The sequence below is a fragment of the Pseudomonas putida W15Oct28 genome (assembly GCF_000708715.2).
GTDB classification, from domain to species: Bacteria; Pseudomonadota; Gammaproteobacteria; order Pseudomonadales; family Pseudomonadaceae; genus Aquipseudomonas; species Aquipseudomonas putida_R.
Genome location: NZ_JENB01000013.1, coordinates 136412 through 161798 on the forward strand (window position 1 = coordinate 136412; position 25387 = coordinate 161798).

Here is a 25387-nt window from a genome sequence, read left to right on the forward strand (position 1 = left end):
TCCTCCTCAAGTTAACTCTGTCTCATTCTCGCCGCCAAACCTTGTGGGAGCGGGCTTGCCCGCGAAGCAGGCAACTCGGTGGATGGCACCGGCTTTGCCGGTGTTCGCGGGCACGCCCGCTCCCACAGGTATGGCGTGGCGATTAAAATGTAGGACCTGCCTGGGCTATCACGGTTCACTCATCGTCGCGCTGCAGCACCATCAGCAGCATCGACCGCCCCTTGACCTCGAACGTGCTGTCGAACTGCAGATGCTGCCCCTTGCGCAACTCCGGCCGGTCGGTATCGACCAGGCAGCTCCAGTAATCGCCGTCGGGCACCGTCGGCAACTTGAAGGGCACCACGTCATGGTGAGCATTGACGATCAGCAGCACCGTGGCCTCGGACCCAGGCCGGGCGATGCCGCTGACCTGCGCACGGCCATCGATCAGCATGCCCAGGCAGCGCCCGTGCGGGTCTTCCCACTGTTCCACGCTCATCTCGTTGCCATCCGGCGCCAGCCAGGTCACGTCCTTGACCCCGATTGCCTCATTGTAGTCACCCACCAAAAAGCGCGAGCGGCGCAGCACCGGGTAGGCCAGGCGCAGGCGGGTCAGGCGTTTGACGAAGGCCAGCAGCTCTTTGCCGTCCTGGTCCAGGTCCCAGTTCACCCAGCCGATTTCGCTGTCCTGGCAGTAGGCGTTGTTGTTGCCATGCTGGGTGCGGCTGAACTCGTCGCCGGCGACGATCATCGGCGTGCCTTGGGCCAGCAGCAGGGTGGCGAAGTAGTTGCGCATCTGGCGCATGCGCAGCGCATTGATGTCCGGGTCGTCGGTCGGTCCCTCGGCCCCGCAGTTCCACGACAGGTTGTTGTCGGTACCGTCCTGGTTGTTCTCGTCGTTGTCTTCGTTGTGCTTGTGGTTGTACGACACCAGGTCGCGCAGGGTGAAACCATCGTGGGCGGTGATGAAGTTGACCGAGGAGTACGGCCGGCGCCCGCGGTTGTTGAACATGTCGCCCGATGCGGTCAGGCGTGCGGCAAAGTCGGCCAGCTGGCCTTCGTCGCCTTTCCAGAAGGCGCGTGCGGTGTCGCGGAAGCGGTCGTTCCATTCAGCCCAGCCCGGGGCGAAGTTGCCCACCTGATAGCCACCGGGGCCGCAGTCCCACGGCTCGGCAATCAGCTTCACCTGGCTCAGCATCGGGTCCTGGCGGCAGGCGACGAGGAAGCCGTGGCGCTCGCTGTAGCCGTCGTGGTAACGGCCGAGGATGGTCGCCAGGTCGAAGCGAAAGCCATCCACGTGCATTTCACCGGCCCAGTAGCGCAGCGAGTCGGTGACCAGCTGCAACACGCAGGGGTGGCTCAGGTCCAGGGTGTTGCCGGTGCCGGAATCGTTGATGTAGTAGCGTTTGTCGTCCGGCATCAGCCGGTAGTACGAGGCGTTGTCGATGCCGCGCATCGACAGGGTCGGGCCACGTTCGTTGCCTTCGGCGGTGTGGTTGTAGACCACGTCGAGGATCACCTCCAGCCCGGCGTCGTGCAGGTGCGCGACCATCTCCTTGAACTCGGCGATTTTACCGCTGGCCAGGTAGCGCGGGTGGGGCGCGAAGAAGGCGATGCTGTTGTAGCCCCAGTAGTTGTTCAGGCCCTTGTCCAACAGGTGCTGGTCGTTGACGAAGGCGTGGATGGGCAGCAGTTCGATGCTGGAAACACCCAGGTCCTTGATGTGCTTGAGCAGCTCGTCATTGGCAAGGCCGGCAAAGGTGCCGCGCAGCTCTTCCGGTACTGCAGGGTGGCGCATGCTGATGCCGCGGGTGTGCGCCTCATAGATGATCGTGCGCTCCCAGGGGATCAGCACGCGCTGGTCGCGGCCCCAGGTGAAGGCTGGGTCGATCACCTTGCATTTGGGCACGAAAGGCGCGCTGTCGCGTTCGTCGAACGACAAGTCGCCGTCGGGGTGGCCGATGGTGTAGCCGAACAGGGCCTCGGACCATTTCAGGCTGCCGACCAATTGCTTGGCGTAAGGGTCGATCAGCAGCTTGTTGGGGTTGAAGCGGTGGCCGTTTTCCGGCTCGTAGGGGCCGTACACGCGGTAGCCGTAGACCAGCCCGGGGTGCGCGTCGGGCAGGTAGCCGTGGTAGATCTCGTCGGTGTATTCGGGCAGCTCGATGCGCTCGATTTCCTGCTCGCCGGTGGAGTCGAACAGGCACAGCTCGACCTTGGTGGCATTGGCCGAGAACAGGGCGAAGTTGACCCCAAGGCCATCCCAGGTGGCGCCGAGGGGGAAGGGCATGCCTTCACGGATGCGCGATGGTGCGACTGAGCGGGTTTTCTTAGGGGTGCGGGGGCTCATGGCGATCCTCGTAGGGCCTTGGTGGAAAGGGAATTGTGATGTCCTGCACCGGCCTCTTCGCGGGCTTGCCCGCTCCCACAGAGTCCCCGCTGGGCTGGAGGGAGGTGTTGTACCTGTGGGAGCGGGCAAACCCGCGAAGAGGCCGGGACAGGCTTAACCGGCAGAGGGCTTTTTCACCGCCCGGGGCTTTTTCGCTGCGGCGGGTTTAACCCCGGGCAGGGCAGCTACTTTGGGCTCGGCAGGTGCCTTGGATTCAGCGGCGGCCTTGGGCTTGGCTGCGGCTTTCTTGCGCGGCGCCGCCTTAGGTGCCAGGGCCTCAGCCTCGGCCAGCTTGCGGGCCATGTCCCAGTGGCGCTCTTCCTCGCCAGCGGGTTTACCTTCGGACTCCCAGATCTGATAGGCAAATTCGCGAATACGCTTTTCATCGACACTCATCATGACGCTCCTGATGCTCAAGATTGTTGTATCAACACGTTGACCGGAAACTCCGCCAGCACAGCACTCAACATCAACTCCTTGGAAGAGCTGACCGCCGCGCAGGGGAAAAGTCCCGTCGAGTTGGCAGGTGACAAGGCAAACGGCAATACCAGCCGGGTGTCGTCCCAGTTCTGTGCCGGGATCAACGGTGTAGTGCTGCCACCGAGCAGGGTACTGGCCAGGCGTGGCGCGACGATGACGGCCCGCTCGCCGTCGCCCAACCGGGCAAAGGCGATCACCTTGTCAGCGTGCCGGCCCTGCACGGTCAGTGGCAGGTAGGCGCCACGGCGGAACAGCTCGGCGTGGGCCTGGCGGCAGTCCAGCACCCGGGCGATCAAGGCCTGCTTGATGCGGCCGTCGCGCCAGTGCGCCAGCAGCTCGGCTACCGGCGTGGCGTCGTCCAGGGTGCGACGCCTCAAAGCGTAGTCCACGGCGCGGCGGTTGTCCGGGTCGACCAGGCTGAAGTCCCAGTACTCGTTGCCCTGGTACAGGTCGGGCACGCCGGGGGTGGTCATGCGCAGCAGGGCCTGCACCAGGCCATTGAGGGCGCCGGGGCAGGCGAGCAGTTGCGCGGCGTCTGCCACGGATTTGCGCAGTTGCTGGTTCTCGCCGTCCAGCAGCAGGCCATCGATGTAGCGGGCACAGGCGCCTTCGTAGGCCTCGTGCGGCGCGTTCCAGCTGCTGCGCAACTTGGCCTCGCGCAGGGCCTTCTGCTGCCACTGGCGGATACGCTCGGCGTACTGGCGCAGGGCGTTGTCGTCGTGCAGGTCGAGGCCCAGCGGCCAACTGCCAAGCAGGGTTTGCAGCAGCATCAACTCGTCGCCGGGGCTGGGTGCCAGGCCATCGTCCAGCTGTGCGCGTAGAGGCGCTGCCAGTTCACGCCAATGTTCCACCCGGCTGGCCAGCCACGGGCCGCGTTCGCTAAGCACGGCCAGGCGTGCGCGGGTATCTTCGCCGCGTTTGTGATCATGGGTTGCAGTGGCCAGCAGGTTGTCGGGGAAGTCGCGCAGGCGCCGCTGGGCTTCGTTATGGAAGTGCATGGGTGGGGCGCTGAAACGCTCGGCCTCGAAGCCCACGTCGTTGCGCGACAGCAGCCGGGCACTGCGGTAGAAGGCGGTGTCTTCCACGGCTTTGGCGGCGCTTGGGGCGGTCAGTTGCTGGAAGCGCACGCAGGCGTGGCGCAGTTGCTTGCGCGCGCGGCCCGGGGGCATCTGCCGCCAGGCTTGCCCGCCCAGCCATTGCTCAAGGTGGTCCAGCAGCGGCCAGTCGGCTTCACCGAGGTCGTGCCGGGCGTTGGCCAGCGCCTGCTGGAAAAAACCTTCGTCTTCAGCCGGGCGCCCGCAGGCGTTGAAGTAGGTGCGGTATACCGGGTAATGCGCCACCAGTGCCTGCAAGGCCCGGCGAATCGCGCCCAGGGTCAGGTCGCGGGTCATCAGGTCGTTGCGGGCGACTTGCAACAGGGCCTGAGCCACCGATTCGCAGTCACCGGCCAGGCTGGCATTGAGCACAAGATGACGCGCCTGACGCACTTCTTCGGGGAAGTCCGGCCGTTCGGTGACATTAGCCCACAGCTCGGTCAGTGGTGCCTCGCCGGCGGGGTCATGCTGCAGCAGCGAGACCTGGTTCATGAATTCGTAGCCGGTGGTGCCGTCGGTGAGCCAGTCGCGGTGCAGGTGTTCGTCAGCGCCAAGAATTTTTTCCACGTAGATCGGGAAGTGTTCCAGTGCCGCATCCAGCGGCCGCTGTGCCAGCAAGCTATCGACCCGCCGGCGCAGTTTGCGGCAATAGCCACGCGGGTCGGCAAGGCCGTCGATGTGGTCGATGCGCAGGCCGTCCACCAGGCCGCGTTCGATCAACTCGAACAGTTTGGCGTGGGTGGCCTCGTACACCACGGCGCGCTCCACCCTCAGGCCGCCCAGCTCGTTGATGTCGAAGAAGCGCCGCCAGTTGATGTCGTCGGCCGCAGTGCGCCAGCTGGCCAGGCGGTAGGTCTGGCGCTCCAGCAGCAGGTGCAGGCGTTTGAGGCCATTTTCGGCGCGGCTGTCGAATGCCACCAGCGCCGATTGCAGGTCGGCCCCTTCGCGCACCAGGCGTGCCAGTTCGGTGTGCAGGGGCAGGGCATCGACCAGCGGGGTGGTCGATTCGGCCAATGCCGTGAAGTGCTCGGCCAGGGCCTTGAGTGCCGGCGCCGGGCTGAGGGCGAGAATCCAGCCATAGTCGACCGGGCAAACCGGGAAGCGGTGATCGTAATGGGCGATTTGCAGCGTGCCGTGCTGCTTGTCGAATTCAAGCGGTATCTCGCCATTCTTCAGGGCCACGCCATAGTCGCTGCCAAGGAACGGCAGCAGCAGTTGCCCGGCCAGCAGCGGGTCGCTGGAGTGCCACTGGATGTCGAAGAACTCCGCATACGGGCTGCGCCGGCCCCAGGCCAGCAGGCTCTGCCACCAGGGGTTGTCGGCACCGCCCACGGCCATGTGGTTGGACACGGTGTCGAGGATCAGCCCCATGCCATGCTGGCGCAGCGCGGCGACCAGCCGCTCCAGTGCTGCCTCGCCGCCAAGCTCGGGGTTGACGCAGGTCGGGTCGACCACGTCGTAGCCATGGCGCGAGCCTGCCCGGGCCTTGAGGATGGGCGAGGCATACAGGTGGCTGATGCCCAGTTGGGCAAAGTACGGCACCAGCGGCACGGCGTGATCAAGGGTGAAGTCGCTGTGAAACTGCAGGCGCAGGGTGGCGGTCAGTGGCTTCATCGGTCACGCTCCCAGGCCTGTTCGCGGGCCCGGGCCAGCAGCTCCAGGCGCCGTGCGGCGTCCTCGTCATCGAGCAGTTCTGCCACCGGCCGGGCGAAGCGCCGCCGCCAGTTGGGATGGCCGCTGGTGGTGCCCGGCAGGTTGGGCTGCTCGTCGCTGCCCAGCAGGTCTTCCAGCGGCACCAGTACCAGGGGCGCGCGGGTATGGCCAACGAAGCGGATGGCGGCGTCGATCACTGCGTCGTTGTCCTTCAGCTCGCCGTAGTTGGCCTCCAAGGTACGGCGCAGGCCGTCGTGTTCTTTCTGGCGATCTTGGCGCCAGTGCAATTCGGTGGCGGCGTCGATCAGTTGCAAGCGGTGGCTCCAGTCGATGTCGCGGTTTTCCAGCCAGCCGGCCAGCGGTGCCAGGTCGTGGGTGCCGGTGGTGGCCAGGGCGTTGTCCGGCCAGTCGAGAATCGGCTTGAACTGGCCCGGCTGGGTCTGCTCGAACGGCAGCACGCGCATGCCCAGCACCGCCTTCTCGGCCAGTGTTTCGCGCAGGCCGTCGGGCACGGTGCCCAGGTCTTCACCGAGAATGATCGCCTGGTGGCGTACCGACTCCAGCGCCAGCAGGCGCAGCAAGTCGTCGAGCGGGTAATTGAGGTAAGCGCCTTCGCTGGGTTTGGCACCCTGCGGGATCAGCCACAGCCGGCGCAGGCCCATCACATGGTCGATGCGCAAGCCACCGGCATGGGCCAGGTTGGCCCGCAGCATCTCGATGAAGGCGCGGTAGCCGTTGCGCTTGAGGCCTTCGGGCGAGAACGCACAGATGCCCCAGTCCTGCCCGGCGCGGTTGAGGATGTCGGGCGGTGCACCCACTTTCAGGCCGGCCAGCAATTCGTCCTGGCGGCTCCAGGCCTGGCTGCCGGCGCCGTCGGCACCCACCGCCAGGTCGGCGATCAGGCCCACTGCCATGCCGTTGCCGCGGGCTGCTTCCTGGGCACGTTGCAGGCCGCGTTCGGTCAGCCATTGGCAGAAGGCATGGAATTCGACCTTGGCCGGGTAGGCATGTGCAAAGGCCTCCACCTCCGGGTGATACGGGTCGTGCCAAGCCTTGGGCCAGTTGCGCCAGTCGGCGCCCAGGCCGTGCTCCACCGCCTGGGCCTGCAGCACCTCGAAGCGGCAGTGGTGCTCCAGCGCCTGGCCACCGGCTTCGCGGAAGCTGTCAAAATCGCCGCGCAGCGGGTGGTCGCCCTGGCTGAAGCCCTGGTACAGCGCTTCAAGCAGGCGCAGGCGGGCGCTGGCGGCGCGTGGCCAGTCGACCAGAGGGCGTTGCTCAAGTTCTTCCAGTTGTTGTTCCAGCCCGCAGGCTTCGATGGCCATGCGCACCTCCCGCTCGCCCAGCAGGGCGGCGGGGCTGGCGTACAGGGTGTTGAGCAACAGGCGGCTGGAGGGCGAGTAGGGGCTGTAGTGTTCCTGGTCGATGGCCGACAGCGCGTGGATCGGGCTGATGGCCAAGGCATCGGCGCCGCGCTCGGCAGCCGAACGGGCGAGTTGCTCCAGGGCCAGGCAGTCGCCGTAGCCGCCGTCGCCGGGGCGGCGCAGGCTGTACAGCTGCACGGCCAGGCCCCAGCAGCGTGGTGGCGGCTGTTGCACCGCGTCTTCGAGGCTGTGGCAGCGGGGCGGGGCCACGGCCACGGTGAAGTGACGGCTGTCGATTTCCACCTGGTGGTAGCCGATTGGCAGCTCACCGGGCAGGCGAGCCTGGTCGTCGAGTTTCAGGGTGAGTGAGGCGTGGTCTTCCAGGGTGCAGTGCGCGACGCTGGCGGCGCTGAAGTAGCGTGCAAGCGCCAGTGGCTGGCCCAGGTCGGCGGTCAGCAGGGGCGGCAGGTGTTCGCTGTCTTCGGCGGCTTCCACCGTGCGCAGGCTGGCTGCGATGGCGTCGTCATCGGCGGCAGCGTGGCCCAGGCCTTCAAGAATGGTGCGCAGCACCTCGTCACTGACGCGCTGGGGCCGGGCGTTGGCGTCGATCCAGTCGCGGCTCAACCCGACGCGGTTTGCCAAGCGGTGCAGGGCGGTTTCGCTCATGGGCGCTCCTGGTCAGGGGGAAGCAGGCTGACCACGCAGCTGTACGCGGCCATTTGGGTATCTGGGTGTCGGGTGTCGCTGCTGTCGAACAGCCGGGTGGAGGCAGCGGGCAGCTCGACCGCCTGCTCAGTTGCCGCCAGGTTCAGGTCGATGCGCAGGGTATTGCCATCGCCTAGCTGCCAGCGTGCGGTTAGCGTTTTGTCGCCATGCACCTCGGCACCCAGTGAACGGCTGCCGGGCAGGTGCGGGATGACGTGGCGGCGGCGCAGGTCGAGCAGTTGCTGGTACAGACCGTGCCAGCCGGCGATCACCTCCTTGTTTTGCGGGCGTGAAGACTCGAAGGTCTGTTCGGCGTTGGGGTCTGGAATGTGCTCACGCTGCTCGGGGTCGGCAAACGCAGTGAAGTGGGCGAACTCGCCACGCCGGCCTTCGCGCACGGCGTCGGCCAACTGGTCATGGAAGTCGGTAAAGAACAGGAATGGCCGGCAACTGCCGTCGTCGTCGCCCATGAACAGCAGCGGAATCATCGGCGCCAGCAGCAGCAGGCCGGTGGCTGCACGCAGGGCCGGCGGCGGGCACAGGCGGGTCAGGCGTTCGCCCAGGGCACGGTTGCCAACCTGGTCATGGTTCTGCAGGAACAACACAAAGGCGCTGGGTGGCAGGTGCCCGCTGGGCTCGCCGCGTGGCGTGCCATGCCGGTTGGCCTGGCCCTGGAACACGAAACCTTCGCCAAGGCAGCGCGCCAGCTGGTCGATGGGGCGTTGCTGGTAGTCGGCGTAGTAGCCTTCGGTTTCGCCGGTCAGCAGCACGTGCAAGGCATTGTGGCCGTCGTCGTTCCATTGGGCGTCGAAGCCTTGTTCCAGCAAGCCGGCCTGGTTGTGCTCGTTCTCCAGCACCAGCCACACCTGGCGGCCCGGCTCGACGGCGGCGCGTACGCGCTGCGCCAGTTCGATCAGAAAGTCTGGCTGGTCGATGGCGTGCACGGCATCCAGGCGCAGGCCGTCGCAGCGGTAGTCGCACAGCCACATCAGGGCGTTCTGGATAAAGAACTCGCGCACCTGCGGGCGGCGGAAGTCGATGGCCGCCCCCCATGGCGTCTGCCGGTCTTGGCGGAAGAACGGGCTGGCGTACTGGTGCAGGTAATTGCCGTCGGGGCCGAAGTGGTTGTACACCACATCCACCAGCACCATCAGCCCTTCGCCGTGGGCCTGGTCGACCAGTGCGCACAACTGCTCGGGGCTGCCGTAGGTGTTCTGCGGTGCGTAGGGCAGCACGCCGTCGTAGCCCCAGTTGCGCTCGCCGGGGAACTGCCCCAGTGGCATCAGCTCGACGGCACTGATGCCCAGCTCGGCCAGGCGCGGCAGCTGCCGGGCAACCCCGGCGTAGCCATCGAGCAAACCGACATGCAGCTCCTGGATCACCGCTTCGTGCCAGGGCCGGCCTTGCCAAGGGTGTTGCCAGTGGTAACCGGCCACATCCACCACCTGGCTCGGGCCCTGTACGCCGTCAGGCTGGTAGCGGGAGGCCGGGTCGGCCACCTGCAGTTCGCCGTCGATACGGTAGTGGTATCGGTCACCGGCCTGGCACGGGGCCACACCGGTGTACCAGCCATCGTCGCCGGGCAGCAGCTCGATGGCCGGCTGTTGCTCCAGTTCTACGCTCACGCTGCGCGCATCGGGTGCCCAGAGGGCGAAGCGCGCCGACGTGGCGTCCAGCAAGTGTGCGCCATGCCTGTGCATCTTCCAGCCCCCGCTCAGTAGTGGCTCAGTTGTGCCTGCTTGACCAGGTCCTCGTAGAGGCGGGCGTAGGGTTCCACCGCCTGGCACCAGTTGAATGGCTGGGTCATCGACAGGCAGCGCATGGCGTTCAGCAAGTCCTTCTTGCCGTACACATAGAAGGCGCGGCTGAGTGCCTGGCGGTAGCTTTCGACGGTCGACTCGTTGAAGAGGAAACCCGTGACGCCGCACTCGATGGTGTCGGCCAGGCCGCCCGTGTTGCGCGCCACCGGCAGCGAGCCGAAGCGTTGCGCGTACATCTGGCTGAGGCCGCAGGGCTCGTAGCGCGACGGCATCAGCAGGAAGTCGCTGCCGGCGAACATGCGCCGGGCGTCGGTTTCGTTGAAGCCGATGCGCACGCCGATGCGGCCCGGGTGGCGCAGCGCCAACTCGCGCATGGCCTGTTCCTCTTCCGGCTCGCCACGGCCGATGATCGCAATCTGCCCGCCTTGTTCGACGATGTAGTCGGCCACGCCCAAGGTCAGGTCCAGGCCCTTCTGGTACACCAGCCGCGACACCACGGCGAACAGCGGGCCCTCGGAGTCCTCCAGGCCGAACAGCTGGCGCACTTCATGGGTGTTGCGCGCCTTGCCTTCCCAGTCGTTGATGCTGAAGTTGTGCTGCAGGTGCTTGTCGGTGGCCGAGTCCCAGCTTTCATCAATACCGTTGGGGATGCCGCCGAGCAGGCCTTGCTGGGCTTTGCTGGCGAGGAAGCCATCCAGGCCGCAGCCGAATTCCGGGGTGGTGATTTCCCGGGCATAGGTGGCGCTGACCGTGGTGATGTGGCTGGAATACGCCAAGCCCGCCTTGAGGAACGACAACTTGCCGTAGAACTCCATGCCTTCTTGCTGCATGGCGTGGTCGGGAATCGCCAGCTCCGGGCTGCAACCACGGCTGTACACACCCTGGTAGGCCAGGTTGTGGATGGTGAACAGGGTGGGCGTGTTCAGCCCGCGCCAGTGCATGTAGGCCGGGGCCAGGCCGGCGGGCCAGTCATGTGCGTGCACCACTTCCGGCGTCCAGTGGATCTTGCCTTCGCCCGCAGCGATCTCGGCGGCAGCCAGGCCCAGGCGGGCAAAGCGGATGTGGTTGTCGGGCCAGTCGCGGCCATTGTTGGCACCATAGGGAGTGCCGTCGCGCTGGTACAGCTCGGGGCAGATCAGTACATAGATGACCAGGCCGTCGGCCATGTCCATGCGCCCGATCTTGCACGGCGGCAGGGCCGCGTGGCCGCCCAGTTCACCGACGATGTGGATCGGGTTGTCGCTCTCCATCACCTGGGGGTACCCCGGGATCAACACCCGCACATCGTGCAGGTGCGCCAGGGCACGGGGCAGGGCGGCGGACACGTCACCCAGGCCGCCGGTCTTGACCAGATCGGCAATTTCCGAGGTGACGAACAGAATCTTGCGCATGTTCGGGTTTTGCTGGCGCTGGGCGCCGGGTGCCTTGCCTGTCGTGGCGAAATCCGGGGTAAGCGGCTCGCGGTTGTCCGGTTTGAATGAATCTACGTGAGGCTCGACAGCGGCACTGATCATACTTCTCTCCGTCCCTATGCTTGGCCGGGTGCTGGCACCCGTGGCGATGTTTCGTGTTGGTTCTCTCTGGTTCTGAATACTGCGTAGTGCGTTCCTTGCCCCTGAGTCGTGCGCGCAGGCACAGCGCTGTCGGCATTCCGGCCGAAGGCGATTGGACTGGTTGGGGTGTGTGGGCCGAGCCTGGGTATGTCCCATGCGTTTGGCCTACTTAGTTCCTGACCCGCCGGCTTTCCTGAAAGTTCGACTTTTTTACTTCACTCTTCCATAGAGCAAATGGCGGGCCGAAAACCGAGTGTAGGAGAGAAAGTGATAAAAAGGTGACCCGCTGGTCACTATTGTTATGTGCGGAATAGACGCAAACGTTGGCGTTTGTGAGCGGATGTGAAATGGGTTGGGCGAAGGCGGTGCGGGGGTGTTTTGAGGGTGCGCCAAATTGTGGCTGGGGTGGGCTATTGCACCATAATGGTGCGTTGCAAGTGTGTTTGCTTGTTTGCGAGGGTCAGCAGCGTGGGAGCCCTAAAGCCCCCACTGAGAGGAAGGAAAGATCAGAGGTTGACGGCCTTGCCGTCGGTACGCGCTTGCGCCAGCAGCAGGTTCAACTGGGCAACCTGTTGGCGCAGCTGGTCACGTTCGTCTTTCAGTTTACGCAGCTCATCACGGCGCACGGAGACATAGAGTGTCTGGGTTGGGGTTGCAGGCATCAAGGTACCCATGAGCACACCTCGCGGTTTTGGCTGGTGACAAGTCAAAGCGTAGACGCTTCACGCGGGGCGCATTTTGAATTCTTTCGCAGGCCTTGGGAACTTTTTTGTTTATCGTGGTCTTGCCGTTCGTCGCTGAACCCTCGGGCGGCATGCTGGACTAATCTGAAAAGCTGGACTGTGTTGTCATCCATTTCGAAAGGGGAGCATCGGCTCATGCAACTGGGAATCGTCGGGCTGGGCCGCATGGGCGGCAATATCTCAAGGCGCCTGATGCGCGCCGGCCACCGCACCGTGGTGCACGACCGCAACCGTGAGGCCATTACCGGGCTGGAGGGCGAGGGCGCCCAAGGCGCGCACGACCTCGGTGCGCTGGTACAAAAGTTGAAAGCGCCGCGCGCGGTGTGGGTCATGCTGCCGGCTGGCGAGCCTACCGAGCAGACCATCGCCCAACTGGCCGACCTGCTGGAGCCGGGCGATGCGATCATCGACGGCGGCAACACCTTCTACAAGGACGACATGCGCCGCGCCGCAGAGCTGGCAAAACGCGGCCTGCATTACCTGGACGTCGGCACCTCTGGCGGCGTGTGGGGCCTGGACCGTGGCTACTGCATGATGATCGGCGGCGAAAAGGACGTGTTCGAGCGCCTGGAGCCGCTGTTCAAGGCGCTGGCGCCGGGCGTGGGTGACATCCCGCGTACCCATGGCCGCAGCGGTGAGCACCAGCGCGCCGAGCACGGCTACATTCACGCCGGCCCACCCGGCGCCGGGCACTACGTGAAAATGGTGCACAACGGCATCGAGTACGGCCTGATGCAGGCCTATGCCGAAGGCTTCGACCTGCTGCGCAGCAAAGGCGGCAACGAGCTACCCGAAGACCAGCGCTTTGACCTGAACGTTGCCGAGATCGCCGAAGTGTGGCGGCGTGGCAGCGTGGTGACCTCCTGGCTGCTCGACCTCACCGCCGATGCGCTGGTGGCCGACCCGCAGCTGTCGCAGTTCAGTGGTTCGGTATCCGACAGTGGCGAAGGCCGCTGGACCATCGACGCTGCCGTCGAGCAGGCGGTGCCGGTGCCGGTGCTGTCCAGCGCACTGTTCGCGCGCTTCCGCTCGCGCCAGCAGCAGGGCACTTACGGTGACAAGATCCTCTCGGCCATGCGCCTGGGCTTCGGTGGCCACGTCGAGAAGAAAGGCGAATGACTAAACAGACCATTCCAGCCGCACCCCCTTGTACCCTGTTTCTGTTTGGCGCCAATGGCGACCTGGTCAAGCGCCTGCTGATGCCGGCGCTGTACAACCTCAGCCGTGACGGGTTGCTGGACCGCAACCTGCGCATCGTCGGCGTCGACCACAACCCGGCCAGCGCCGAGGATTTCGCCGCGCGCCTGCATGCGTTCATGGTTGAGCGTGACAAAGGCGGCGAGGGCAGCGCCACGTGCCTGGACGAAAAGCTCTGGGCACGCCTGGCCAAGCGGCTGGATTACCAGACGGGCGATTTCCTCGACCCGGCCACTTACCAGGCCCTTGCCAGGCGCATCGATAAAACCAGCCACGGCAACGCCATCTTCTACCTGGCCACCTCGCCGCGCTTCTTCCCCGAAGTGGCGCAGCGCCTGGGCCAGGCCGGCTTGCTCGACGAGTCTGCCGGCGGCTTTCGCCGTGTAGTGGTCGAAAAGCCGTTCGGCACCGACCTGGCCAGCGCCGAGGCGCTCAACGCCTGCCTGCTGAAGGTAATGGGCGAGCGGCAGATCTACCGCATCGACCATTACCTGGGCAAAGAGACGGTGCAGAACATTCTGGTCAGCCGTTTCTCCAACGGCCTGTTCGAATCGTTCTGGAACAACCACTACATCGACCACGTGCAGATCACCGCTGCGGAAACGGTCGGCGTCGAAACCCGTGGTGCGTTCTACGACAGCACCGGGGCCCTGCGCGACATGGTCCCCAACCACCTGTTCCAGTTGCTGGCGATGGTGGCCATGGAGCCGCCGGCTGCGTTTGGCGCCGACGCGGTGCGCGGCGAAAAGGCCAAGGTGATCGGCGCCATCCGCCCATGGTCGGCGAAGATGGCCCTGAAGAACTCGGTACGCGGCCAGTACTGTGCCGGCAAGCAGGGGCGCAAGCCGCTGGCCGGCTACCGCCAGGAGGCCAACGTCGCGCCTGATAGCCAGACCGAAACCTACGTGGCGCTGAAGGTGATGATCGACAACTGGCGTTGGGCCGGCGTGCCGTTCTACTTGCGCACCGGCAAGCGCATGAGCGTGCGCGACACCGAAATTGCCATCTGCTTCAAGCCCGCGCCGTATGCCCAGTTCCGCGAGTCGGAGCTGGAGCGGCCCAAGCCCAACTACCTGAAAATCCAGATTCAGCCCAACGAAGGCATGTGGTTCGACCTGCAGGCCAAACGGCCCGGCCCGGAGCTGGTGATGGAGAATGTCGAGCTGGGCTTTGCCTACAAGGACTTCTTCAAGATGACCCCGGCGACCGGCTACGAGACGCTGATCTACGACTGCCTGACCGGTGACCAGACCCTGTTCCAGCGGGCCGATAACATCGAGAACGGCTGGCGAGCGGTGCAGCCGTTTCTTGATGCCTGGGCCCAGGACGGCGAGGTGCATGAGTACGCGGCCGGTGATGACGGGCCTGAGGCGGGCAATGAGTTGCTGGTGCGGGACAAGCGCGAATGGCACCGGTTGGGGTGAGACTTTTGTAAAGCCTGTGCCGGCCCTTTCGCGGGCACGCCCGCTCCCACAGGGAAATCGTTGGGCTCTGGAACTGTGGCTTGCCCGCGGATGCCATAGGTACATCACTGGTTTCAAAGCCTGTGGCGAACCTGTGGGAGCGGGCGTGCCCGCGAAGAGGCCGGCACTGGCGATCACATCTAGGAGACTTAATGCCCGCCCATATCGAAGACTACGCCCTGCTGGGCAACTGCCGCAGCGCCGCCCTGGTCAGCCGCGACGGCTCGCTCGACTGGCTGTGCCTGCCCCGTTTCGACGCCCCCGCCGTATTCGCCGCACTGCTGGGCAACGAAGAAAACGGCCGCTGGCGCGTGGCTCCCTGCGACCCCGTCGAGCACAGCAGCCGCCAGTACCTGGACGACACCCTCGTGCTGGAAACCACCTGGGTCACTGCCACCGGCCGTGCCCGTGTGCTCGACTTCATGCCACTGGGCGAGGTCAATTCGGTGGTGCGTATCGTCGAGGGCATATCTGGCGAAACCAACTTTGAAATGGACCTGGTCATGCGCTTCGACTACGGCCGCAGTGTGCCCTGGGTGGAGCGCCTCGCCCCACTGACCCTCAGCGCCGTTGCCGGCCCTGACCGGCTGATTTTGTGCAGCACCGTGCCCCCGCATGCCCTGGACCACCATACCGTCGCGCGCTTTCGCGTCGGCACGGGCGAGCGCCAAATCTTCAGCCTGCGCCACCAGCCCTCGCACCTGCCGGTGCAGCCCGACTGCGATATCGACCAGGCCTTTGCCCAAACCGTCGAGCAATGGCAGGCCTTCGCCGCTCGCTGCCCGCAGGTCGGGCCATACACCGCCCTGGTGCGCCGCTCGTTGCTCACCCTCAAGGCCATGACCTACGCCCCCACGGGTGGCATCGTCGCTGCTGTAACCACCTCGCTGCCCGAGCGTGTGGGTGGTGAACGCAACTGGGACTACCGCTTCTGCTGGCTGCGCGACGCCACCATGACCCTGCTGGCGTTCATGAACCTAGGCTACTTCGATGAAGCCCAGGCCTGGCGCGAATGGCTGCTGCGCTCGGTGGCCGGCAACCCCGAGCAGATGCAGATCATGTATGGCCTGGCCGGCGAGCGCGACCTGCAGGAATACACCTTGCCGTGGCTGGCCGGATACGAGCATTCGCAACCCGTGCGGGTAGGCAATGCCGCGTCGCAGCAGATGCAGCTGGACATCTATGGCGAACTGGCCGATGCCATGACCCAGGCGATCAAGGGCGGTTTGCCCCGCCATCCACGTAGCGCCGCCATCTCTCGCCTGATCCTGCCTTATGTGGAACGCATCTGGCGCGAGCCGGACGAAGGCATCTGGGAAGTGCGTGGCGGCCGCCAGCAGTTCGTGCACTCCAAGGTCATGGCCTGGGTCGCCTTCGACCGTGCCGCAGGGTTGGCCGACACCACTGAAGAAGGCCGCGAGCGCGGTCACCATTACCGCCAGGTGGCTGACGAGATCCACCGCGAAGTGTGCGAGCACGGCCTGGACGCCAGCGGCCGGTTTTTCGTCCAGGCCTATGGCTCGACCGAAATGGACGCCAGCCTGCTGCAGATCGCCCTGACCGGCTTCCTGCCGGCGGATGACCCACGCTTCCTGCGCACGCTGGAACAGATCGAACAGCGCCTGCTGAAAAACGGCCTGCTGATGCGCTACGACAGCGACAGTTGCAGCGACGGCCTGACGCCGGGGGAGGGCACTTTCCTGGTGTGTTCGTTCTGGCTGGCTGACGTTTATGTATTGCTGGGCCGCCAGGCTGAAGCCGAAGCGCTGTACCAGCACCTGACCGGCCTGAGCAACGACCTCGGCCTGCTGGCCGAGCAATACGACCCGGCCGGCCAGCGCATGCTCGGCAACTTCCCCCAGGCATTCAGCCATATCGGCATCATCAACACCGCACTCAACCTGCACCGCGCGCAGTGCCCGGTGCGTGACCGGGCGAGGTGCGGGTAGCGGATGAACGGAGCAACTGTCTTGCTCAATATCTAGAATCGCGTGAGATCCCTGTGGGAGCGGGTTTACCCGCGAACACCGGCAAGGCCGGTGCCATACACCGCGTCGTATTCTTCGCGGGTGAACCCGCTCCCACAAAGGGTGCGGCAAGCCCGTTATTACCCGGTTGTTTCAGGCCGCCTGATATAAAAGTGTGAAACGACCGGAGTAGACTAGGCCAAACACCCTTCGGCACGGAGCACACATGGGCATTCGCGGTACTGATCGGCAGATCGACAACATCGAGTTCAATGTCAGCGACATCGCACGGAGCAAGGCCTTCTATGGCAGCGTGTTCGGCTGGGCGTTCACCGACTATGGGCCTGCGTATACCGAGTTCAGTGATGGCCGGCTGACCGGCGGCTTCACCACCGGCGAGCCGGTGCGCCCGGGTGGGCCGCTGGTCATTCTGTACGCCGACGACCTCGAGGCCACACAGCAGCGGGTCGAGGCGGCCGGGGCGACAATCAGCCGGGCGACCTTTGCCTTCCCCGGCGGGCGGCGCTTCCACTTCATCGACCCGGACGGGTATGAACTGGCGGTGTGGACGGCCCAAGCCTGATGGCCAACCACAAGATCGAAATCCGCCGACGCAATATCGAGAAAATTTTGCTGGCGGCGGAAAAGGTGTTCGCCGAGAAAGGCTACGGCGCCACCTCCATGGGTGATATCGCCGAGCAGGCCGAATTGCCGCGCTCCAACCTGCATTACTACTTCAGCACCAAGGACGAGTTGTTCCGCGCGGTGCTGCAGGACCTGCTGGATGTATGGAAGCAGGACGCACTGTGCTTTGAGAACTTCGACGACCCGCGCGTGGTGCTGACCAGCTACATCCGCGCGAAGATGGGCCATTCGCGCTCGCGGCCGTTGGGCTCGAAGATCTGGGCCGAAGAGATGCTGCACGGGGCGCCGGTGCTGGGGGTGAACCTGGATGAAAGCCTGGTGCCCTGGGCGAAGCTGAAGGAAGCCAAGATCCGCCGTTGGGTAGAGGAGGGGCGGATACTGCCGGTAGAGCCGTCGGCGTTGCTGTACATGATCTGGGCGTCTACCCAGCACTATGCCGACTTTGGTTACCAGGTGCAGTTGCTCAATGGCGGCGAGGTGCTGTCGGACATGGCGTTCGAGAGTGCGGTGCAGACAGTGACCAGCGTGATCTTGCGGGGCATCGGCCTGGAGCCCTGAGCTTTTTCAGGTTGATGCGGTCCCTTGTAGGAGCGGCCTTGTGTCGCGATGGGCCGCGAAGCGGCCCCAGGGTTTCAGCTTCGTCGCTGAAATTGCCGGGGCCGCTTCGCGGCCCATCGCGACACAAGGCCGCTCCTACATCGATCGCGTCGCTGGTTCAGATAGTGATCTGTCTCAACTGGCCTCGCGGTAGGGGTTACGCGGGTCTTGTGTCCAGTTCAGGTACGGCTTGCCGGTATCCTGCGCCTCCATCTCGATGCAGCTTTCAACCGGGCAGGTGATCTGGCACAGGTTGCAGCCCACGCATTCCTCTTCGATCACACTGTAGGCATGCGTCCCGTCAGCCTTCAACGTGCTGGCAATGGCCTGGTGCGAGGTGTCCTCACAGGCTATGTGGCAGCGGCCACAACCAATGCATGCCTCCTGATCGATGTGCGCCACCGATTTATAGTTGATGTCCAGGTACTTCCAGTCGGTGGTATGCCCCACCGCCTGCCCACGAAATGCCTCGATGTTGGCGTGCCCATGCTGGTCCATCCAGCGCGCCAGGCCGTCCTTCATGTCCTCGACAATGCGGAACCCGTGCAGCATCGCCGCGGTGCACACCTGCACGGCGCCACTGCCCAGGGCGATGAATTCCGCTGCATCACGCCAGTTGCCGATGCCGCCAATGCCGCAAATCGGCAAGCCACGCGTTTCCGGGTCGCGGGCAATTTCCGCCACCATGTTCAGGGCGATCGGTTTCACTGCCGAACCGCAGTAACCGCCATGGGTGCTCTGATCACCGACGATGGGGTGGGCCACCATGCGGTCGAGGTCGACGCTGGTGATGGAGTTGATGGTGTTGATCAACGACACCGCATCGGCCCCGCCACGGTGGGCGGCGCGGGCCGACTGGCGGATGTCGGTGATGTTCGGCGTGAGCTTGACGATCACCGGCAGCGAGCAGTACGTCTTGCACCAGCGGGTGACCTGTTCCACGTACTCCGGCACCTGGCCGACTGCCGCACCCATGCCACGTTCAGGCATGCCGTGCGGGCAGCCGAAGTTCAGTTCGATGCCATCGGCACCGGTGGCTTCCACCAGCGGCAGGATGAACTTCCACGAGTCCTCCACGCACGGCACCATCAGCGACACGATCAAGGCGCGGTCGGGCCAGTCTTTCTTCACCTGGGTGATTTCGCGCAGGTTGATTTCCAGCGAACGGTCGGTAATCAGCTCGATGTTGTTGATACCCTGCACCAGGCGGTTGGCGCCGTAGTGCGCCGAATACCGCGACGACACGTTGACCGCAGCCGGGTCCTCGCCCAGGGTTTTCCAGACCACGCCGCCCCAGCCGGCCTCGAAGGCGCGGACCACGTTGTAGGCCTTGTCGGTTGGCGGTGCGGAAGCCAGCCAGAACGGGTTGGGTGCCTTGATGCCGGCAAATACGATAGACAAGTCGGCCATTTACGCTGCCTCCACGTTGAGCATGAGTTGGGCATGGATGGCTTCGGCGGCCAGCTTGCCGTGCTGCACGGCCTGGACGGTAAGGTCCTGGCCCAGGGCGGTGCAGTCGCCCCCGGCATACACGCCCGGCAGGCTGGTCTGCAGGGTTTCGTCAACGCGGATGCGCTCACCCTCGCGGGCCAGTTGCGCGGCCACCGGGTCGCCAAGGCAGGCATCGTCGAAGCGCTGGCCGATGGCCTTGAAGATGGCATCGGCGGGCAGTTCGAAGGTTTCGCCGGTGTCGCGCAGGCGGCCGTCCGCCAGTTCGGTACGGGCAAAGCGCATGCCGCGCACCTTGCCGGTGTCGTCCAGCAGCACGGCGTCGGGGCGGGCCCAGGTGTGCAGGCGTACCTGGTTGGCCTTGGCGATGTCCTGCTCGTGGCCGGTGGCGCCCATGTCGGCGTGGCCACGGCGATACACCAGGTTGACGTCGCGGGCACCCAGGCGGCTCATCTGCACGGCCATGTCGATGGCCGTGTTGCCAGCACCGATCACCAGGCAGCGGTCGGCCAGCGGCAGCTGGCTCAGGTCGTCGGCCTGGCGCAGTTCACGGATGTACTCGGTGGCGGCGAGTACGCCAGGGGCTTCTTCATCGGGCAGGCCCAGCTGGCGCACGGCGTTCAGGCCGAGGCCGAGGAACACCGCGTCGTACTGGTCGCGCAAATCGCCCAGGCTGAGGTTGCCGCCCAGGCGCTGGCCATGGCGCACTTCGATGCCGCCAATGCCCAGCAGGAACTCCACTTCTCGTTGGGCGTAATCATCCACCAGCTTGTAGCGGGCGATGCCGTACTCGTTGAGGCCGCCGGCCTTTTCGCAGGCCTCGAACACCACCACGTCATGCCCGTGCATGGCCAGGCGATGGGCGCAGGACAGCCCGGCAGGGCCGGCGCCCACCACGGCGATGCGCTTGCCGGTAGCCGGTGAGCGCTTGAACGGGTGCTCGGTGAAGTGGGCGTTGTCCAGAGCGTAGCGCTGCAACTGGCCGATCAGTACCGGTGCGCACTCCTGCGCGTTGTTGCGCACGCAGGCCTGCTGGCAGAGGATTTCGGTGGGGCAGACGCGGGCGCAGCTGCCCCCCAGGATGTTGGCCGAGAGGATGCGCTCGGCGGCGCCTTGCAGGTTTTCGTCGCTGATGCGGTGGATGAATGACGGGATGTCGATGTCGCTGGGGCACGCGTTGACGCAGGGGGCGTCGTAGCAGTACAGGCAGCGCGCGCTTTCGACGGCGGCCTGGCGGGCGGTGAGGGGTGGGGCCAGGTCGCTGAAGCGCTCGGCCAACTGGTCGGCACCGGCCCGGGGGCGCGGCAAGTGGTTCAGGGCGTCGATCACGGTTGTAGCCTCTCTTTTTTTATATGGCTTGAATGGGGGCGCGGTGCGCCCCAATCGCCGGCAAGCCAGCTCCCACAAGTACAGTGATGTCCTTGAAAGTGGTGCTATCCCTGTGGGAGCTGGCTTGCCGGCGATGGGCTGCGCAGCAGCCCCAATGGCCTTAACGCTGAACGGGCGTCGGGCGCTGCTGTTCGGCGCGCCGCCCCAGCACCTCGTACACCGACGGATACGCCGGTCGCTCCACATACCGCCCCGCGCCTGCTTCGGCGCGCAAGTCGCCATCGGCCCAGAGCACCTTGCCCTGGCTGATGGTGTGGCTGGGGATGCCGCGCACGGTGCGGCCTTCGAAGATGTTGAAGTCCACCCGCTGGTGGTGGGTCTGGGCCGAGATGGTGCGGGTGCCTTGCGGGTCCCACAGCACCAGGTCGGCGTCGGCACCCACGCGGATGGCGCCCTTGCGCGGGAACAGGTTGAAGATTTTCGCCGTGTTGGTGGAGGTCAGCGCCACGAACTCATGCATCGACAGGCGCCCGCTGTTCACCCCTGCATCCCACAGCACCGCCATGCGGTCTTCGATGCCGGCGGTGCCGTTGGGGATGCGGCTGAAGTCGTCGCGGCCCATGGCTTTCTGTTCGGCGCAGAAGCAGCAGTGGTCGGTGGCCGTGGTGTGCAGGTTGCCCGATTGCAGGCCGCGCCACAGGGCCTCCTGGTGCTCGCGCGGGCGGAACGGTGGGCTCATCACATAACCAGCGGCAGTGGCCCAGTCCGGGTCACTGTAGACGCTGTCATCCAGCAGCAGGTGGCCGGGCAAGACTTCGCCGTAAACCGGCTGGCCCTTGGCGCGTGCATAGGTGATTTCATCCAGCGCTTCACGGCTGGAAATGTGCACCACATACAGCGGCGTACCAATCGTTTCGGCAATGCGGATGGCGCGGCTGGCCGCCTCGCCTTCCACTTGCGAAGGGCGCGAAAGGGGATGTGCCTCTGGCCCGGTCATGCCCTGGGCCAACAGTTTTTTCTGCAGGTGGTAAACCAGTTCGCCGTTCTCGGCATGCACGGTGGGCACCGCGCCCAGTTGCAGGCAGCGCTCGAAGCTGGCCACCAGGGTGTCGTCGGCGGCCATGATCGCATTCTTGTAGGCCATGAAGTGCTTGAAGCTGTTCACCCCATGTTTGGCCACCAGTTCGCCCATCTCCTCAGCTACCTGCTCGCTCCACCAGGTGATGGCCACATGGAAGCCGTAGTCGCAGGCGCTCTTTTGCGCCCAGCCGCGCCAGGTGTGGAAGGCCTCCAGCAAGGACTGCTGCGGGTTGGGGATGACGAAGTCGATGATCGACGTGGTGCCGCCGGCCAGGCCCGCAGCGGTGCCGCTGAAGAAATCCTCGCTGGCCACCGTGCCCATGAATGGCAACTGCATGTGGGTATGCGGGTCGATGCCGCCGGGCATCAGGTACTGGCTACTGCCGTCGAGGATCTCGCAGTCGGTGGGCGGTTCGAGGTTTTGCCCGATGGCACGGATCAGGCCATCGGCACACAGGACATCGGCGGGGTAACTCTCTTCGTGGGTAACCACGGTGGCGCCACGGATCAACAGGGACATGCCGTTTTCCTCGCAGGCTGACCGGTCTTGGCCGGTTCTTGGAATTGTCTGGGTGCAGGACGGGCAGGGCGGTTAATCCTGTCAGGCCTGACAAGATTCGAGGCTAGATGCTGATCAGGGAATCATCAAGAAAATTTTCCTATAAATTTTGTGGCCATTAACTAGTTGATATTAAAAGATTAATTTTTACAGGCCTGCTGACTGCGGGGCTTTCAGCGGTTATTGACTGACTTGACAAGATGAAAATCTGGTCAAGATTTCTAAGCACAAATCCGCGTGTGTACTCCGGCCATCGAATTAGCCCGATGAGCAAACAACTACAAGAAAATCTGGAGAAGGGCCCATGCAACAGAGCAGATCGGAAGTGGTCGAGCAGGATGGCCTGTTCGAGCTGTCCGAGGGCAGTGATGTCCTCGACAGCCCGCGCTACAACCACGACATCGCGCCGACCAAGGTGCACCAGCGCACCTGGAACAAGTGGCACATCACCGCCCTGTGGGTGGGCATGTCCATCTGCGTACCCACCTACACCCTGGGTGGCGTGCTCACCGCCTACTTCGGCCTCAGCGTCGGCGAGGCGCTGCTGGCGATCCTGCTGGCCAACGTGATCGTGCTGATCCCGCTTACCCTCAACGCCTTCCCCGGCACCAAGTACGGCATCCCGTTCCCGGTGCTGCTGCGCTCGTCGTTCGGCATCCTCGGCTCCAACGTCCCGTGCCTGATCCGCGCGGTGGTTGCCTGTGGCTGGTTTGGCATCCAGACCATGTTCGGCGGGCTGGCCATTCACCTGTTCCTTGGCTCGGTGTTCGATGGCTGGAAGGCCTTGGCCGGCACCGGTGAGGTGATTGGCTTCATGATCTTCTGGTGCCTGAACCTGTGGGTGGTGCTGCGCGGCGCCGAGTCGATCAAGTGGCTGGAAACACTGTCGGCACCGCTGCTGGTGGCGGTGGGCGTCGGCCTGCTGTTCTGGGCCTTGCCGCACATGTCGATGAGCGAGCTGCTGGCGCAACCACCCAAGCGCCCGGAAGGGGCGAGCGTGGTCAGTTACTTCTGCGCGGGGCTTACTGCCATGGTGGGGTTCTGGGCCACCTTGTCGCTGAACATTCCCGACTTCAGCCGCTACGCCCGCAGCCAGAAGGACCAGATTCTGGGGCAAATCTTCGGCCTGCCGCTGACCATGTTCCTGTTCGCTTCGCTGGGTGTGGTGCTGACCGCCGCCTCGGCGTCGCTGGTTGGCGAGACGGTATCCGACCCGGTCAGCCTGATCGGCAGGATCCACAGCCCGTTCTGGGTGGCCTTGGCCATGGCGCTGATCGTGATTGCCACGCTGTCGACCAACACGGCGGCGAACATCGTGTCGCCGACCAACGACTTCCAGAACATCGCCCCACGCCTGATCGGGCGCAGCCGCGCGGTATGGCTGACCGGCTTCATCGGCCTGCTGCTGATGGGCCATGAGCTGCTGAAAAAGCTGGGCCTGATTGTCTCCGACCTGAGCCTGGAGAGCGTGTATTCCAACTGGCTGCTGGGGTATTCCAGCCTGCTGGGGCCGATTGCCGGGATCATGGTGGTGGACTACTTCCTGGTCCGTCGGCAGCAGCTGGACCTGGCCGGGTTGTACCGCGACGACGTGTACCCGGCCTGGAACTGGGCCGGGTTTGCCGCCTTCGCCTTGCCGGTGGCGCTGACCGTGATGGCCATCGGCAACAGCAGTTTCAGCTGGTTCTACGACTACGGCTGGTTTACCGGCTCGCTGCTGGGCGGCGCGCTGTACTACGTCTTCGCCGGCCTGGCGGCACGCAACCCTGCGCGGTTGGCCAAGCCCTTGCCTTGAGACCAAATCTGCCTCTTCGCGGGCGCGCCCGCTCCCACAGGTACTGCGCTGTTTTTCACACCTGTGGTGACCTTGTGGGAGCGGGCATGCCCGCGAAGAGGCCAGAACAGAAAGCAAAAAAGCCTGAAGGAGAAACCCGTGACCCCAGTCAAAGAGATCCTGCAGACCACCGCCCGGCACGTTGACAGCAACCGCCTGTGGCAATCGCTGATGGACCTGGCCCGCCTCGGTGCCACCGCCAAGGGCGGCGTCTGCCGCCTGGCCCTGACCGACCTCGACCGCCAGGCCCGCGACCTGTTCGTGCAGTGGTGCGAAGCCGCCGGTTGTACGGTCAGCATCGACGCCGTCGGCAACATCTTCGCCCGCCGCCCGGGGCGTAACCCCAAGCTGCCCCCGGTGATGACCGGCAGCCATATCGACACCCAGCCCACTGGCGGCAAGTTTGATGGCTGCTTTGGGGTGATGGCCGGGCTGGAAGTGATCCGTACCCTGAACGACCTGGGCGTGGAAACCGAAGCACCGCTGGAAGTGGTGGTGTGGACCAATGAGGAAGGCTCGCGCTTTGCCCCGTGCATGATGGGGTCAGGGGTGTTCGCCGGCAAGTTCACCCTGGAGGAAACCCTGGCCAAGCGTGATGCCCAAGGCGTCAGCGTTGGCGAGGCCTTGAACGCTATCGGCTATGCGGGCTCGCGCGCGGTGCTGGGTCACCCTGTTGGGGCCTATTTCGAGGCCCATATCGAACAGGGCCCGATCCTTGAGGACCAGGCCAAGACCATCGGTGTGGTGCTCGGGGCCCTGGGCCAGAAATGGTTCGACCTGACCCTGCGCGGCGTCGAAGCCCACGCCGGCCCGACACCCATGCACTTGCGCAAGGACGCCTTGGTCGGCGCTGCTGCCGTGGTGGAGGCGGTCAACCGCACCGCCCTCGGCCACCAGCCCCATGCCTGCGGCACTGTGGGTTGCCTGCAGGCGTATCCAGGCTCGCGTAACGTGATCCCGGGCGAGGTACGCATGACCCTGGACTTCCGCCACCTGCAAGGCGAGCAACTGAACGCGATGATTGCCGAGGTGCGTGGGGTGATCGAGGCGACCTGTGCCAAGCATGGCTTGAGCCACGAACTGGTACCTACGGCCGACTTCCCGGCATTGTACTTCGACAAAGGCTGTGTCGATGCCGTGCGCGCATCGGCGCAGGCGCTGGGGTTGCCGCACATGGACATTGTCAGCGGCGCGGGGCATGACGCCATCTTCCTGGCCGAACTGGGGCCGGCGGGGATGATTTTCGTACCGTGCGAAAACGGCATCAGCCACAATGAGATCGAGAACGCCACGCCTGATGACCTGGCGGCGGGGTGCGCGGTGTTGCTGCGGGCGATGCTGGCGGCGTCGGAGGCGATTGCCAGCGGGCGGTTGGCGGCCTAATCGGGCGAGCGCAGTTTTCTCCTGTGGGAGCGGCCTTGCCGGGGCGCCGGACCGGTCGGAAAGGGCTGCACAGCAGCCCCAGGATCTTGATGTCAACGCTGATATAGCTGGGGCTGCTGTGCAGCCCTTTCCGACCGGTCCGGCGCCCCGGCAAGGCCGCTCCCACA

Annotated in this window: 17 protein-coding genes; 7 read left to right on the forward strand and 10 right to left on the reverse strand. The window is 65.0% G+C overall.

The window, feature by feature from the left end; translation table 11 throughout:
* Window positions 1-175 precede the first annotated feature (175 nt).
* The 7 genes from glgX to AK81_RS30160 all read right to left on the reverse strand — a co-directional run bounded on the left by glgX (window position 176) and on the right by AK81_RS30160 (window position 11648).
* The gene (gene glgX, locus AK81_RS11685) at window positions 176-2329 is read right to left on the reverse strand and encodes a glycogen debranching protein GlgX (RefSeq protein ID WP_043199218.1); all 2154 of its coding nucleotides are present in this window, start codon (window positions 2327-2329) and stop codon (window positions 176-178) included.
* A gap of 153 nt (window positions 2330-2482) precedes the next feature.
* Complete coding sequence (locus AK81_RS11690) at window positions 2483-2767, reverse strand: DUF2934 domain-containing protein (protein ID WP_043199219.1); 285 nt, start codon at window positions 2765-2767, stop codon at window positions 2483-2485.
* Window positions 2768-2781: 14 nt separating this feature from the next.
* The gene (locus tag AK81_RS11695; RefSeq protein WP_043199221.1) at window positions 2782-5556 is read right to left on the reverse strand and encodes a malto-oligosyltrehalose synthase; all 2775 of its coding nucleotides are present in this window, start codon (window positions 5554-5556) and stop codon (window positions 2782-2784) included.
* The gene (gene malQ, locus AK81_RS11700) at window positions 5553-7622 is read right to left on the reverse strand and encodes a 4-alpha-glucanotransferase (RefSeq protein ID WP_043199224.1); all 2070 of its coding nucleotides are present in this window, start codon (window positions 7620-7622) and stop codon (window positions 5553-5555) included. Before malQ ends, AK81_RS11695 begins: the two co-directional genes overlap by 4 nt.
* Complete coding sequence (gene treZ / locus AK81_RS11705; protein ID WP_043199225.1) at window positions 7619-9361, reverse strand: malto-oligosyltrehalose trehalohydrolase; 1743 nt, start codon at window positions 9359-9361, stop codon at window positions 7619-7621. The genes malQ and treZ overlap by 4 nt, the downstream gene beginning before the upstream one ends.
* Before the next feature lie 14 nt (window positions 9362-9375).
* Window positions 9376-10935, reverse strand: coding sequence for a glycogen synthase GlgA (glgA, locus tag AK81_RS11710; protein ID WP_043199226.1), 1560 nt, complete (start codon window positions 10933-10935; stop codon window positions 9376-9378).
* A gap of 545 nt (window positions 10936-11480) precedes the next feature.
* Entirely contained in the window at window positions 11481-11648 is a 168-nt protein-coding gene (locus AK81_RS30160; RefSeq protein WP_016498822.1) for a DUF6026 family protein, read from the reverse strand.
* Between the two features lie 204 nt (window positions 11649-11852).
* On the opposite strand from AK81_RS30160, the gene gnd reads away from it, so the two are divergent.
* The 5 genes from gnd (at window position 11853) to AK81_RS11735 (ending at window position 17547) form a co-directional block, all read left to right on the forward strand.
* On the forward strand, window positions 11853-12836 hold the full coding sequence (gene gnd / locus AK81_RS11715) for a phosphogluconate dehydrogenase (NAD(+)-dependent, decarboxylating) (RefSeq protein ID WP_043199227.1): 984 nt from the start codon (window positions 11853-11855) through the stop codon (window positions 12834-12836).
* The gene (gene zwf, locus AK81_RS11720) at window positions 12833-14338 is read left to right on the forward strand and encodes a glucose-6-phosphate dehydrogenase (protein ID WP_043199229.1); all 1506 of its coding nucleotides are present in this window, start codon (window positions 12833-12835) and stop codon (window positions 14336-14338) included. The genes gnd and zwf overlap by 4 nt, the downstream gene beginning before the upstream one ends.
* A gap of 191 nt (window positions 14339-14529) precedes the next feature.
* Window positions 14530-16326, forward strand: a complete 1797-nt coding sequence (locus tag AK81_RS11725) for a glycoside hydrolase family 15 protein (protein ID WP_043199231.1) — start codon at window positions 14530-14532, stop codon at window positions 16324-16326.
* Between the two features lie 244 nt (window positions 16327-16570).
* Window positions 16571-16927 carry a VOC family protein gene (locus AK81_RS11730; protein WP_043199233.1) on the forward strand — a complete coding sequence of 119 codons (357 nt, stop codon included), beginning with the start codon at window positions 16571-16573 and terminating at the stop codon, window positions 16925-16927.
* Complete coding sequence (locus AK81_RS11735; RefSeq protein WP_043199252.1) at window positions 16927-17547, forward strand: TetR/AcrR family transcriptional regulator; 621 nt, start codon at window positions 16927-16929, stop codon at window positions 17545-17547. Before AK81_RS11730 ends, AK81_RS11735 begins: the two co-directional genes overlap by 1 nt.
* Window positions 17548-17721: 174 nt before the next feature.
* On the opposite strand, the gene preA is transcribed toward AK81_RS11735, so the two are convergent.
* The 3 genes from preA to hydA form a co-directional block, all read right to left on the reverse strand.
* Window positions 17722-18996 (reverse strand): NAD-dependent dihydropyrimidine dehydrogenase subunit PreA, encoded by a 1275-nt coding sequence (gene preA, locus AK81_RS11740; protein ID WP_043199235.1) that lies wholly within the window; start codon window positions 18994-18996, stop codon window positions 17722-17724.
* Window positions 18997-20364, reverse strand: coding sequence for an NAD(P)-dependent oxidoreductase (locus AK81_RS11745; RefSeq protein ID WP_043199236.1), 1368 nt, complete (start codon window positions 20362-20364; stop codon window positions 18997-18999).
* A gap of 160 nt (window positions 20365-20524) precedes the next feature.
* Complete coding sequence (gene hydA, locus AK81_RS11750; RefSeq protein WP_043199237.1) at window positions 20525-21964, reverse strand: dihydropyrimidinase; 1440 nt, start codon at window positions 21962-21964, stop codon at window positions 20525-20527.
* Between the two features lie 343 nt (window positions 21965-22307).
* Between hydA and AK81_RS11755 the strand changes: the two genes are divergently transcribed.
* Together AK81_RS11755 and AK81_RS11760 are read left to right on the forward strand one after the other, a co-directional pair.
* Window positions 22308-23798, forward strand: coding sequence for an NCS1 family nucleobase:cation symporter-1 (locus AK81_RS11755; RefSeq protein ID WP_043199238.1), 1491 nt, complete (start codon window positions 22308-22310; stop codon window positions 23796-23798).
* 138 nt (window positions 23799-23936) lie between these two features.
* Window positions 23937-25220 carry a Zn-dependent hydrolase gene (locus AK81_RS11760; protein ID WP_043199241.1) on the forward strand — a complete coding sequence of 428 codons (1284 nt, stop codon included), beginning with the start codon at window positions 23937-23939 and terminating at the stop codon, window positions 25218-25220.
* The last annotated feature ends 167 nt before the right edge of the window (window positions 25221-25387 follow it).